This window comes from Neobacillus vireti (assembly GCF_036962465.1).
Classification (GTDB): domain Bacteria; phylum Bacillota; class Bacilli; order Bacillales; family Cytobacillaceae; genus Neobacillus; species Neobacillus vireti_B.
In genome coordinates, this window is record NZ_JBALNF010000076.1 from 14,859 (window position 1) to 28,790 (window position 13,932).

At 37.8% G+C, this 13,932-nt stretch carries 11 protein-coding genes; all 11 read left to right on the forward strand.

Features of this window, described 5'->3' with window-relative positions; genetic code table 11:
* Positions 1–129 precede the first annotated feature (129 nt).
* The 11 genes from V7077_RS25690 to V7077_RS25740 all read left to right on the forward strand — a co-directional run bounded on the left by V7077_RS25690 (position 130) and on the right by V7077_RS25740 (position 13,053).
* Positions 130–2,475: a carboxypeptidase-like regulatory domain-containing protein gene (locus V7077_RS25690; RefSeq protein WP_335507227.1), complete on the forward strand. Its 2,346-nt coding sequence runs from the start codon at positions 130–132 to the stop codon at positions 2,473–2,475.
* Positions 2,476–2,844: 369 nt separating this feature from the next.
* A complete protein-coding gene (locus V7077_RS25695) occupies positions 2,845–3,549 on the forward strand; it encodes a FadR/GntR family transcriptional regulator (protein ID WP_335507229.1) in 705 nt (234 codons plus the stop codon).
* Between the two features lie 143 nt (positions 3,550–3,692).
* Positions 3,693–4,892 (forward strand): CaiB/BaiF CoA transferase family protein, encoded by a 1,200-nt coding sequence (locus tag V7077_RS25700; RefSeq protein ID WP_335507231.1) that lies wholly within the window; start codon positions 3,693–3,695, stop codon positions 4,890–4,892.
* Between the two features lies 1 nt (position 4,893).
* On the forward strand, positions 4,894–5,847 hold the full coding sequence (locus tag V7077_RS25705) for a hydroxymethylglutaryl-CoA lyase (protein WP_335507233.1): 954 nt from the start codon (positions 4,894–4,896) through the stop codon (positions 5,845–5,847).
* 68 nt (positions 5,848–5,915) lie between these two features.
* On the forward strand, positions 5,916–7,220 hold the full coding sequence (locus tag V7077_RS25710) for a CitMHS family transporter (protein WP_335507235.1): 1,305 nt from the start codon (positions 5,916–5,918) through the stop codon (positions 7,218–7,220).
* 85 nt (positions 7,221–7,305) lie between these two features.
* Complete coding sequence (locus V7077_RS25715) at positions 7,306–7,689, forward strand: PTS sugar transporter subunit IIA (protein ID WP_335507237.1); 384 nt, start codon at positions 7,306–7,308, stop codon at positions 7,687–7,689.
* A 609-nt stretch (positions 7,690–8,298) separates the two neighbouring features.
* Positions 8,299–8,463: a hypothetical protein gene (locus tag V7077_RS25720; RefSeq protein WP_335507239.1), complete on the forward strand. Its 165-nt coding sequence runs from the start codon at positions 8,299–8,301 to the stop codon at positions 8,461–8,463.
* An 82-nt stretch (positions 8,464–8,545) separates the two neighbouring features.
* Entirely contained in the window at positions 8,546–9,367 is an 822-nt protein-coding gene (locus V7077_RS25725) for a glycosyltransferase family 2 protein (protein ID WP_335507241.1), read from the forward strand.
* A 143-nt stretch (positions 9,368–9,510) separates the two neighbouring features.
* On the forward strand, positions 9,511–10,395 hold the full coding sequence (locus V7077_RS25730) for a glycosyltransferase family 2 protein (protein ID WP_335507243.1): 885 nt from the start codon (positions 9,511–9,513) through the stop codon (positions 10,393–10,395).
* A 26-nt stretch (positions 10,396–10,421) separates the two neighbouring features.
* Positions 10,422–11,864 carry an oligosaccharide flippase family protein gene (locus V7077_RS25735; RefSeq protein WP_335507245.1) on the forward strand — a complete coding sequence of 481 codons (1,443 nt, stop codon included), beginning with the start codon at positions 10,422–10,424 and terminating at the stop codon, positions 11,862–11,864.
* A gap of 22 nt (positions 11,865–11,886) precedes the next feature.
* Positions 11,887–13,053, forward strand: coding sequence for a nucleotide sugar dehydrogenase (locus V7077_RS25740; protein WP_335507247.1), 1,167 nt, complete (start codon positions 11,887–11,889; stop codon positions 13,051–13,053).
* Positions 13,054–13,932: the final 879 nt, after the last annotated feature.

A 13,932-nucleotide genomic window follows, 5' to 3' on the forward strand; every position in this document is an offset into this window, starting at 1 on the left:
TCCATCAAGTATAAAATATATGCCAAAATACCTAGAGGAGTTACTTAGAAAAAATCGAATTAATTTAAGTTGGAAAAAAATGATAATTTTCAAGAAGAGACTATATTTTTAAAATGAGGGGGATGAGAAATGAGAAAAAAACTAATGTACATGCTATTAATAATTGTATGTATCCTGGGTGTATCAAACGGTCCTGTAAACGCCGCTGCACCAACCAAAGCCAAAGCAGATGTGGTAAAGGGGACGATTAAAGAGCACGGCCAACCGTTAAAGAATACCCAAGTTATGATTAAGGAACAAGGAACGTTAAAGTGGATTCAGACGATTACAGACACAAACGGAGCCTTTAAAACAAAGTTGGCTGACGGTACATATACGGTAAAAGGGATCAAGGACAAAAGTAATTCATGGTATAGTACAAACCAAAGTTTTGTCGTAAGTAAAGGTAAGATTCAAGGTTCAACCGGAGGGGAAATCAACCTTTCCAAAACGAAAAAGGGAAAAACTCCTTCAGAAACATCCGGTAACTTCAACGGTGTTATAAAGGAAGGAAAAAAGGGCTTAAAAGCAAATTTAATTATCTCAAAATATAATGAATATCAAGAAGATATTTATACAGTATCTTCAAAAGGCAATGGAAGCTTTTCAGCTTCATTACCAGATGGGCAATATTTTCTGTTTGACATAGAAGTGGATCATGGCTCTTATCGCTATCAGTTAGCATTCACAGTCAATGATGGCAAGGTATATGTTGGAGATGAACAGCAAACGAGTATATCCATCACCATCCCTGTCAACAAAATAGCAGGGAAGGCAGCAGACTCTAGTACTCCATTAACTGAGGCTACGATTCTTGTAGAAAAACGCCTGGAAGATGATATTCAATTTATTCAAAGTGTGTTAACAAACAAAAAAGGGGAATTTTCGTTAAGGGAATTAGCGGATGGAACCTATAGCATTAGTGTTTATCACCCAACCTATATTTCAGTAGATCCTATCACCGTTGAAATCGTAGACGGAGCTATTTATATCAATGGGAAGAAGACTTCATTACTTACCATTACTGTACCCGATATTAACGTAAAAGGAACAGTCTCTGATGGTGTGCAGTCCCTGACGAATGCGTATGTCAATTTTGAATGGCAGAAGTCCGAGACAGATTTTTATATGTTCGGGACACCTGTTGACGCAAATGGGAACTTTGAGTATCGATTCCCGGACGGCCAGTATACAATTAGGACTATTGATGAACAAAACCGATTTAATAGGGTTGACATTCCATTTGAAATACGGGATGGAAAACTCCTTCGAAATGGAGAACCAGCTTCAACTTTAGACATTAACCTGCCGCCTGTTTCCTTCCAAGGGAAGCTTGTTGAATCAGGGAATGCCCTTCAAGGTGCTATTAATGTTGAAAAAATTTCTGAAGACGGTACTACGGAGTACAATGATGGCGTAACAGATGAAAATGGAATCTACTCGATGCGCTTAAAGGATGGCAGCTATCAAATCACGAACGCATTTCTATTTGATGAAGGCGAAAACCTTCAATTCAATAAGAAGTTTGATATTGTTAACGGCAAGCTAATCATCGATGGTAAAGAGCAATCCTTACTAGAGTTGCAGATTCCGCCAGTTACTGTGCATGGAAGAGTGAAAGATGGAGATGCTGCTGTTTCATATGGCTTCATGTGGATTAGTTCATCAGACGGAAGTTACTCTAATGGGAAGAGCCTGAACGCGGACGGAACCTTCTCCCTGCGTTTAGCAGATGGAGTTTATTCAGTAAAAGAAATTAGTTTAGATGATGGAACCACTGCGTCTATGGATTTCGCTTTTTCAGTTGTGGACGGGAAGACATATGTGAATGGTCAGGTAACGGATTTGCTTGAGGTTACTGTACCTGCGGTCACGGTGACAGGAACGTTAACGGAAAATGGAAATCCGATCATGGGGAACATGTACATCATGGAAACTAGCGATGCAGATAATCCTGTTCAAGCGGGGGGCTTAACCACTGAGGATGGCAGATTCCAATTCCGCCTGCCAGATGGCACATACAAAGTCTATGATATCTATCTTAATGATGGCACAGCTTACAGTCCTGGCACAGAATTCACTATCGAATCTGGACAGCTATATGTAAATGGTGAACAAGCGGAGCAGCTTGACATTGCCGTTGCCCCTGTAACCTTATCAGGTACTGTGTATAATGGGGAAAACCTTGTTACCGATGGTTACGTTGCAATCACTTCTTTGGATGGAAACTGGACAGCCGGTTATCCTAGCTGGATTCAAAACGGCCTTTATCAAGGTCGCCTTCCCGATGGGCAATACGAGATTTCAGCAGTGGAAGATTTCCAAAATGGTACGTATTACTTAAATAAACAGTTTACCATCTCAGATGGGAAACTTTTCGTAGATGGCAATGAAGTAAGTTCATTAGATCTAAACCTGGCCGATGGCTGGCAATAAACCACTTCGATGTGGGTTTTGTCCTCAATAGCTCTTATTGAGGACATTTTTTTCTGGTTTTTAAGGTGATTTCGTCCTCAATAGTCCTAATTATGGTGTGTTCTTCAAAGTCTATGACGCTGTGGAGTAGCAAGCTGGAACAATAATTATTTTTTCCCCGGCATTCCAAACCAAGCATCACAAAAGATATGGGTGAAAAAGAGCATAAACCTGAAAAATTGGAGACCCCCAGATTCACGTGATGAAAATTGGAGAATTGTACCTTTAGTGATTCAAGAGGCAAGTATGACAATGCTTTCTCAAAGAAAAGTATGGTATAGTAATTTTAAATATTAATGATTGCTGCTGAGGAATGAAAGGCGGTGTACTGTGGGAGATAACATTTTTACAGGTATTAAATATTCGAGAGTATATGAACAAATTGTGGATCAAATTAGAGAACTGATTCAAGAAGGAAAGATACTTCCCGGCGATCGGCTTCCTGGCGAGCGGGAACTTTCTACTTTGCTTGGATGTAGTAGAACCTCATTGAGAGAAGCACTTCGGGTACTAGAGGCTGAAGGAGTTGTTATTGCAAAACCAGGTGGCGGTCGGTACGTGCAACATGTTGACCAGCGTCTCGTTATGGAATACAGCTTTGACCCTGTTGATCTTATGAAGACAACATCTATTATTTATTTTTTAGAAGTTCGTGAAATGATTGAACCTAATATTGCAGCGCTTGCTTGTGAAAGAGCTACTGAAGAAGATATTTTAAAAATGGAAAGAGCCTTGTTGAAAGTAGAAGCAGAACGAAAGGATTTTAACGAAAAGCTAGTGAGAGATAGTATGTTTCATTTGGCGCTGGCAGAAGCAACTCAAAATTTCGTGCTTGTGACTACACTGGAAACAAATTTAAATATGCTCCAGCAAATAAGGATGAAAACCTTGTTATCACCTGAAAGGCTAGAACGTTCAAATGCAGAACATCGAGCTATTTTTAATGCAGTGAAAAATCGGAAACCAAAAGAAGCATCGGAAGCAATGGCAGCACACTTGCAGCGATTGCGAGAAAGAATTTTAAATAATCTATAATATTTTCTTTGACCCTATCGTTTACAGATGGGGTTTTAATATTCAAAAAATATTGACGATTTAAAAAAAATGACGCATAATAAACCTAACTGGTCCAACCAGTGTACCATAAGACCAGTTGTAAGATTGGAGGTAATAATGACATGCAAAATTTTGGCCCATTAACAGGATTAAAAATTATTGATGTCTCAAGCGTCATTGCTGCACCTTTTGCAGCTTGCCTGCTTGGAGATTTGGGAGCTGAAGTTATAAAAGTTGAACTACCAGGCAAAGGAGATGCTTCCAGAGGACTTGGGCCTTGGAAAGGGGAAGAGTCGTTAAGATGGCCTGGCCTTTCAAGAAATAAACGCTCTTTAACACTTGATATCCGTACAGAAGAAGGAAAAGAAATTTTCAAGGAACTAGTCAGAACAGCAGATGCGGTTATCGAAAATTTTCGTCCAGGTACATTGGAAAAGTGGGGTCTCGGATACGAGGTATTGAAGGAAGTAAACCCTGATATCGTTTTAACGAGACAATCCGGTTATGGTCAGACAGGTCCTTATGCAGAGAAAGCAGGTTTTGGAACTCCGTGCACTGCTTTTTCAGGTTATACCTATTTGCAGGGATTTTCAGACAGACCTCCTGTAAGCCCTGCTTTTTCATTGTTGGATTATATTTCGGGGATTTTTGTGGCTTTTGGAACTGTAAGCGCTCTCTACCATAGGGATAAAAACAATGCAGAAGGACAAGTAGTTGAATTGGGATTATACGAAGCTATGTTCCGAATGATGGAGTTCCTAATTGCTGAGTATGATCAATTGGGGAAAGTAAGAGAAAGAAGCCCAATGTTAGCAGGACACTCCAGTCCGGCGGGTACATACCAGACAAAAGACGGGAAATGGGTTGTACTTGTCTGTAGTACAGAAAAAACCTGGATCAGATTGGCGAAATCAATGGGGAGAGCAGATTTAATAGATAACCCACGGTATAAAACAAATATGGAACGGATGCAAAATGATGAAGATTTGCAAAAGATTGTGAGAGCATTTATTGGAAGTCTTAATAATGATGAGCTTATTGTAAAAATGGATACTGATGGTGTGCCAATTTCTCCAATTTTAAGTATTGAAGATATTTTCAATAACCCACAGTACAAAGCACGGGAAAACATTTTAGAAGTAGAACATCCTCGTCTTGGATCTGTAAAAGTGCCAGGAATCGTGCCCAAGTTTTCTGCCACTCCAGGGAGAATTAGGCACCGAGCTCCAGAGCTTGGAGAACACAACGAAGAAATTCTTAAAAACGAAATTGGCTTAACTGATGAACAAATTGAAAAATTATATGAAAAAGGAGTGATTTAACTTGATAGAAAACATATTGAAGCTGCCAGAAAAAGCAACAATTTGGGAAGTATGTCCCCGGGATGGTTTCCAAATGGAACGTAAATGGATTCCAACGGAAGAAAAGATTAGCCTTATTCATAGTTTTTCTGAAACAGGTATTAAGCATATTGAAGTTACCTCGTTTGTTCACCCAAAAGCAATCCCGCAGTTGAAGGATGCAGAAGAAGTTGTAAAAAGCGTTCAAGGATTAACAGACGTGAAATTTCGTGCCTTAATTCCGAATGTGAAGGGTGCAGAACGAGCCATAGGTGCGGGCGTAAAAAAGCTGAAATTGTTGCTTTCTGCAACGGATTCTCATAGTTTATCAAATTCTAACGCCACGGTTGAAGATGCGCAAGCAAATCTCCTTCCAATTGTTGATCTGGCCAATAAAAGCAATGTCGAAGTCAGTGGGTCAATCTCTGTTGCTTTTGGGTGTCCTTTTGAAGGAAAAGTTCCTGTAGACCAATTATTATCAATCCTTGAAGACTACCGTAAAATGGGGATCACTGAGATTTCTTTAGCGGATACAAGCGGTACAGGTGACCCGAAACAAATTTATGATTATTTAGGTATAATGAAACAAGAGTTTCCAGAATTCATATTTTCTATGCATCTTCATAACACAAGGGGGATGGCATTTGCGAATGCAGTTGCAGCACTCCAACAAGGTGTTACAATTTTTGATAGTTCAACAGCAGGTCTTGGAGGATGTCCTTATGCACCAAATGCATCAGGCAATATTGCAACTGAAGATATCGTTCATGCATTTCATGAAATGGGTATCGAGACTGGAATTGATTTAGATAAATTACTTGAGGCAGCAAAAGAGGTAAAGAAAACAATAGGACATGACGGGGGAAGTTTTCTGTTGAAAGCTGGTCCAAATTCACAGCTCCACTGTAAACCAGAACGGCAGGAAAAGCTAGGATGAGAAAGGGTTTAGGGGACCTTTTCTTATCTATTTGATGTAAGCGTTATCTAAAAAGAGGGGTGAGGAAATTGTTAACGGTTTTAGGGTTCTTAATGATTGTAGTTTTTATGTATTTAATTATGAGTAATAAAATGAACGCTCTGAATGCTCTAATATTGATTCCAACAGTATTTGCTCTTTTTGCAGGTTTTACAGATGTAGGCAAAATGATTTTAAGTGGAGCTGAAACGGTAGCTTCAACCGCTATCATGGTGACTTTTGCCATATTGTATTTTGGAACTTTGATTGATGCGGGTATGTTTGACCCATTAGTCAATAAAGTGATTAAAATTTCAAAAGGTGACCCTCTGAAAATAACAATTGGAACGGCTATTCTTTCTTTACTTGTAGGTTTAGATGGCGATGGAACCATTACGTACCTAATTGTTGTCACCGCATTTTTACCCCTCTATGAACGTTTAGGCATGAACAAACTGATCCTCGCATGTTTACCTGCGATGTCGATGGGGATTATGAATGTTCTTCCATGGGGTGGGCCAACTGCACGTGTTATGTCTGTTTTTAAATATGATGTTACGACAGTACTTGACCCACTGATTCCTTCCATTATCGCAGCGGCCCTTTATGTAATAGGCATTGGCGTTTTCTTTGGTCTGAAAGAAAGAAAAAGGCTGGGCATTCAAAAGACTCTTGTCGATCCGAATGTGGAAAATGAAATTGCAGTAACTGTGCTGGATGTGTCAGTTGAATCATTAAAAAGACCTAAACTATTTTGGTTTAATTTGGTCATAACCATTTTATTAATTGCGGGGTTATTAACAGCTGTTCTTCCATTACCTGCTTTGTTTATGCTTGGATTCGTTATCGTGTCCGCAGTCAATTATCCAAACTTACGCGATCAAAAAGAAAGAATAGAAGCACACGCTGGGAATGTTTTGACTGTTGTCTCGCTTATTTTTGCTGGGGGAGCATTTGCCGGAATATTAGAAGGTACTGGAATGGTAGATGCTATGGCAAACTCTATAGTTAATGTGACTCCTGATTTCCTTGCTCCTCAACTTCCATTACTTGTGGGTTTAACGAGCATGCCTTTCACTTTCTTTATGGCAAACGATCCTTACTATTTTGGTATTGTTCCTATTCTAGCTGAAACTGCTTCCCATATTGGAATCCATAAACTAGAAATTGCACAAGCATCACTCCTTGGACAGCCTCTCCATTTGTTAAGCCCGCTTGTTGGCTCTGTTTATGTATTAATTGGTCTTGTTGGTATAAATTTTCGTGATCATATTAAATTTTCTACTAAATATGCAGTCGGCAGCGCCCTTGTAATGATTGTTGTTGCGATCCTCACAGGTGTACTGTCCCTTTAATAGGATTTGCCTTCTGAAAATTTAGATTTCCAAACACAAATACTTTATCCATTTATTAAAGCCCTTCATTTTAGAAGGGCCTTTTATGCTTTCAATAAGGAAGAAAGGAAACCAAGGAAGAAAGCCGCAACAGGCCAGCATCATTTTGAATAATAAGAGTTTAGTAGAAGAAGTATTTTCACCTCTGGACGGCGAAATTGTTTCATTATCAGAGGTGCCGGATCCAGTCTTTGCACAGAAACTAATAGGGGATGGGGTTGTCATTGTACCCAAGAGCGGAAAAATGGTTTCGCCTGTAAACGGTCAAGTAATTCAGGTTTTTCCTACTAAACACGCAATTGGAATTAAGACAAAAAGCGGGCTAGAAATACTTATCCATATTGGATTGGAAACCGTTGAATTAAACGGGGAAGGTTTTGAAGTACTGGTTGGCAGCGTTCAACTATTAAAATTGGCGAACCACTGGTGAATTTAGATTTAGAGTATTTAAGAAGCAAAAACAAAGAAATTATTACTCCTATCATAATTACAAATATGGACAAAGTTTTGGAAATCAACCCAACTCATAACGAGCCGGAAACGACCTGGGGGGATGGATTGTTTACTTGTAAAATTAAATAAATAATATGCAGCCGAATGGCTCAAGACTTAACTGAGCCATTTTTTTTGAAGTTCAAATGTTTTCGAAAAGAAGGGATAGAGTGGTCTTAGGGCCAGGGAAAGCTGATGCGATAAGTCAAACGACAATATTCTACATTGTTACACGTGAAACATGTCGTTATTTTATGAAAATCCACGAATTTCAAGTAAGTCCAATCAGCTGAGCATTTCCTTATACAGATTCCAACTGCATTAAGCGTGCTTTAATAAGAAAGAACAAACCTAGGGGTAACACCTCTAGGTTTTTTGCATTTTGCCGGTAATCCCAACCAACCAGTTTTATTATTTCCACTTTATCTGGACAGAGGTTACATTTACAAAAATTATTGATAAATTTTCAGAAAATTTACAATCCCGTAAAAGAAGGTCAACGTTTTTATCTTATATTGTTAATTGGATGAAAGAGGAGGGAACATAGGTGATTCGTCAAAAAATTTATTTCATGGTAGATGGCTTAGTTTTTGAAGTCGATGAAACAGAAATTTCCTTGGAGCAATTGAGAGGATCGGATACAGACGAACCGATGGAATTTAGAAAATTAAAAAGGAATGACCATGATTCATTTAAAGTCGAACGTGATTAATATTCTCTCTGAAACTTGATAGTGTCCGCGTAAAGAAGGGGTTCTTTATGGAAGAGCCTAATAATGAAAGGGATGTGATCAGTTGAGTATTACTGTTGTTATACCTACTTACAACCGAGCAAGCACGATAAAAAAGTCAATTGATAGTGTCTTGGAACAAACATATCCCGTCGATGAAATCATCATTGTTGATGACTTTTCAACGGACCAAACAGAACAAGTAGTTCGGTCGTTTAATAGTGAAAAAATAAAATATGTAGTCAACTCATTTAAAAAAGGAGCAAATGGTGCAAGAAATACGGGGATTATGTTGGCTAGTGGACAATATATCGCCTTTCAGGACAGTGATGATAGATGGTTACCTGAAAAAATAGCAAAACAATATCAATATATGATTGAACATCCAAGTGTTGATCTGTGTTTCTGCAGCATGGATCTTATAGGAAGTAAAATTGGAATTGTGCCCAAGCGACAAGTGAAACCTACAGAAATGGCCATTCAGCTTGAGAAAGGAAATTTTATTAGTACCCAAACCATTTTCACGAAAAATAATGTGGCAAAAAGCATTCTATTCGACGAAGACCTGAAACGATTTCAAGATTGGGATTTTGTTTTGAGAGTGGCGAGAGACTATAGCATTCACCATTTAAATGAAGTTCTTGTAGAGGTAGAAGTCCAAGAAGATAGTATTAGTAAAACAATAAAAGAGGTAGAAGCACTTAAGGAATTTTTCACTAAACATCCTTATTTGACCAAAACACACTTGGTCAATAAATGCCGTTATTCCAAAATCCTCGTTCATGATTATATAGGTCAGGAACAAGCCATTAAGGCAATTATGAGTTTATTGAGATATAACTTTTATAGGTTTTTTAATAAGGTGATGAATCGGAAACTGGTGTAGGTGGTGAAAGAATAATGGTTAAGCTGCAAAAGGATTTGCAGTACTCAGTTTGTACAAGTGAATAAAGAGAATATAAAAAACCACATCAATTGAGGACAACAAAGTCATGATCGGTTCTTTGAGATTGTTAGGAAGGATGTAAAATGGAAAAAGTCGATATATTGCTGCCGATTTACAATTCAGTCTCTGAAACTCGAAACTGCATCGAAAGCATTTTGGAGAATACACCACAAGATAAATTTAATTTATTCTTATTGGATGATAAAAGTACGGATGTTCAGATCGAATACTTAACAAACTACTATTCGGAAAAACACCCGAAAAACATCTTTGCGATTCGAAATAACAAGAATCTCGGTTTTCCAGGGAACGTTAATAATGGGTTTGCGATCACGAAAAATGATGTGATCATCCTGAATAGTGATACATTGGTTACTGAAAATTGGCTGGAAATCCTGGCTGGGGTAGCCTGCAGCGATGAATCAATCGCCGCGATTAATCCCATGAGTAACTACGGCGTTTTAGCAGGACTGCCCACTCCCAATAGTACTGTAAATGAGCTATTTTCATTTGAAGAGCTTGTAACGGCGTTCCAAAAAAGTAAAGAATCTGGATATATTGAATCACCTCTGTTAGTCGGTTTTTGTATGTATATGAAAAGAACGGCATTAAAAACGGTTGGGGTGTTTGATGCAGCGGCGTTTAAACGCGGATATGGAGAAGAAACGGACTGGTGCATGAGGGCCAGACAAAATGAATATAAACTTGTGGTGGCAAAGGCTGCCTATGTTCACCACATTGGCGGAAGTTCATTTGGAGCGGAAAAAGAGCAGCTGCAAAAAAGGTCGAAGGAAATTTTACTGCAGCGTTATCCGCATATTGATGCTGAAATAGAACAGTTTGTAAAAGAAAACCACTTTAAAGCGGTGAGAAGGAACATGATGAGTAGTCTGCCGTTTTTTCAAAAGAAAGCCGGGAGCAAGCTAAAAATAAAAATGATTAAACATTTTGTTTCGAACCGTATCTAGCAACTAAAAAGGAGTTAAAAAATGTAGTGGGTAAACTTGTTTCGAATTATTTTTTCACCGTCCTGTATCAGTTGTTATTAATGTTAACCCCATTTATTACAACTCCATATATAGCAAGAATTTTGAAGGCTGAAGGAGTCGGGACGGATGCCTATGTATTATCGGTAGTACAGATTTTCATAGTTTTTATTGTTTTAAGTTTGCCGATGTATGGAAGCAGGCAAATCGCAATAAAAAAAAATCAGGAAGAAACTTCGGTTGAATTTTGGTCTATATTTACCTTCCAACTCATTGTTTCTATTTTAAACCTAATCGTTTACTTGATTTTTATTCAGACTGTTTCGTCTCATAAAGAACTGTATTATATTCATATTTCAACTCTATTATCCTATAGCTTGGATATATCCTGGTATTTTATCGGCAAAGAGCAGATTAAAATGATTGCTATTCGAAATATGATTATTAAGATAGCAGGCATTTTTTTGATTTTTACTTTCGTAAAGCATTCTCAGGACCTGCCATTATATGTTGCCATTAATGGCGGCACGCTGTTAATCGGGCAATTAATTATGTGGAGGCCATTATTTAAGGAAATTAAATTTGTGAAGCTTTCATTAAAAGACATGAAAGAACATATTCGTCCCATTTTTATCTTGTTTATTCCGCAATTAATGATCCAAGTGTATGCATTGATTAATAGGATTGTTCTGGGAAATATTTCTGGTGAGATACAGGTGGGGTATTACAATCAGGCATCTAAAGTGGCGAAAATAGCAATTGGCATAATCAGTTCACTAGGAACCGTCTTACTGCCAAGAATGGCTTCAGAGTTTTCCAAGGGAAACAAAGAACAATTGAAAAGGTACACTGACTATACACTGCAGTTTGTATTGATGATTACGTTACCGATGACGTTAGGCCTAATGGCGATTTCACCCAATTTTGTAGGATGGTTTTTAGGAACAGAATTCACAAGTGTTACAAACACTTTGATTCTGATGTGTCCGGATATCATTTTTGTGGGATTGGCTAATGTATTTGGTATTCAAATATTGGTTGCAACACAACAGCAAAATAAATACACCATTTCGGTCACGGTTGGCGCTTTTTTGAGTTTACTTATTAATTTGCTATTGGTCCATTCATATGGAAGCATCGGGACAACGATTGCGTTATTGGTCGCTGAGGGAGTTGGAGCAGTGCTTCAAATGTATTATGCAAGGAACTATTTTCACTTTAAAAACTTTTTACTGTTATTTAGTAAGTATCTGATTCTCAGTGTGTTTGTTTTCATCCTGGCAGTCTATTTAGGGAAGGTTTTATCGGTTCCTCCCATGCTGTTAACGGTGATCCAGTTGATCGCTGGTGCATTCATCTATTTGGTGGGATTACTGGTTATAGGGGATTCCCTTCTGATTAAAACTGTTAGAGGTTTTTACAATAAGATGTCCTTAAAAACAAGACATTAGACGTAGCGGAGATGTATTGAAAATGAAAATTACCATTGCAGGAACCGGCTATGTAGGATTATCCAATGCGATCCTTTTAGCCCAACATAATGAGGTCATAGCACTTGATATTATTCAAGAGAAAGTAGATATGATTAATAATAAAAGATCTCCTATTATTGATCAAGAGATTGAGGAATTCTTAGCAACAGAAGAACTTAACTTAACCGCAACAACAGATAACTATAAAGCCTTTAAAGATGCGGAATATGTTATTATATCAACTCCGACAAACTATGACCCTGAGAAGAATTATTTTAACACAAGGACAGTTGAAGCGGTGATTGCCAATGTTCTTTCCCTAAACCCAGATGCTGTCATGGTGATTAAATCTACCGTTCCCGTAGGTTACACGGATAAAGTAAAAGAGAAGTTTGAAACCGACAATATTATTTTTTTACCGGAGTTTTTAAGGGAAGGAAAAGCTCTTTACGATAACTTGTATCCTTCCAGAATTGTGGTTGGTGAACAATCAGAAAGAGCGAAAATATTTGCTGATTTATTGGCGGAAGGTGCCATAAAAGAGGATATTCCTGTTTTGTTTACGAATTCAACGGAAGCGGAAGCTATTAAACTATTTGCTAACACTTACCTGGCAATGAGGGTTGCTTTTTTCAATGAACTGGATTCCTATGCAGAGGTCAGAGGATTAGATACCAAACAGATTATCGATGGTGTTAGCCTCGACCCACGGATAGGGAACCATTACAATAATCCTTCCTTTGGATATGGCGGCTATTGCCTGCCGAAAGATACCAAGCAGTTACTAGCCAACTATGCTGATGTACCTAATAACATCATGACGGCTATTGTGGATGCCAATAGAACGAGGAAAGATCATATTGCCGACATGATAATCAAGAGAAATCCTCAAATAGTTGGGATTTATAGATTAACGATGAAAATGGATTCGGACAACTTCAGACAATCAGCTATTCAAGGGGTCATAAAGCGCATTAAGGCAAAGGGCATTGAAGTAGTTGTATACGAACCAGCTTTACGTGAAGAGAAATTCTATAATTCTAGGGTAATTAATGAAACGGCAGAGTTTAAAAGATTAAGTGATGTTATTGTTGCTAATCGATTATCGGATGAATTACTTGATGTTGAGGATAAAGTGTATACAAGGGATATATTTAGTAGAGATTAAAATTTCAACAGTCTTATAAAATTAAGCATATATTAACGTCTAAAATGATAATATCATTTTTTTGTCCTCGGATTTGTCCTCGTTTTCTATAAAACATCGAATCTATGACAAAAAAAGCAAACTATAGGAGAAGGTCTTTCAACAGTTTACTAAACTGTTGGGAGGCCTTTTCTTCCATATTGGCGGTCATATGAGCTCACCTGAGTTAATCCATAATTCAAATAAATTATTAGGAAGTTTTCCATTCCAATTTTCTGGTATGGTATCAACAGCTGAAGGAAACATAATCTCATCCTTTGAAACGTTAACTACAGTAATCATGTTAAATGTTTCACTTGGGATTGCACACTCGTGGAGGATAGTTGTCCCTACTTGTAGTGACCACCTTTTAATTTCTTTTATTCTTGGAAGTAACCAAATTCTATCTTCTCCAAGCTAATTCCTTTGTACTGGTTCAACATCTCTATTAAAAGATGGAATATCCCAACTTACATGTAATATAGGAAGCGATAGTTAGATTGGTTCACATTCGCTCCCTCCTTCCTCTAAATGTCGCACATTTGTCTCAAGGTTTTTTCCTATGTAAACTATATTACCATGAATTTGTAGTGATAAGGTAAAAAATGGAGGGAATGAGGTTAGGACCCTATTAGAATATCTTCGTAAGGAAAAAGGGCTACCCATTTTTTAAAAATTAAGCACTTTCATAAGAAATTCAACCACTCTCATTTATTGCTTGTCTCATAGAATACATAAGTTCAATGAAAGGGGTTGAAAAAATTTGAGGGGAGAAAAGAGCAACTCAAAAGGTCGACATGAAGATTGTACATCCAATCACAAAAAATGTCGAGAATGTGGGAATAAAGATTGTAAATGCAA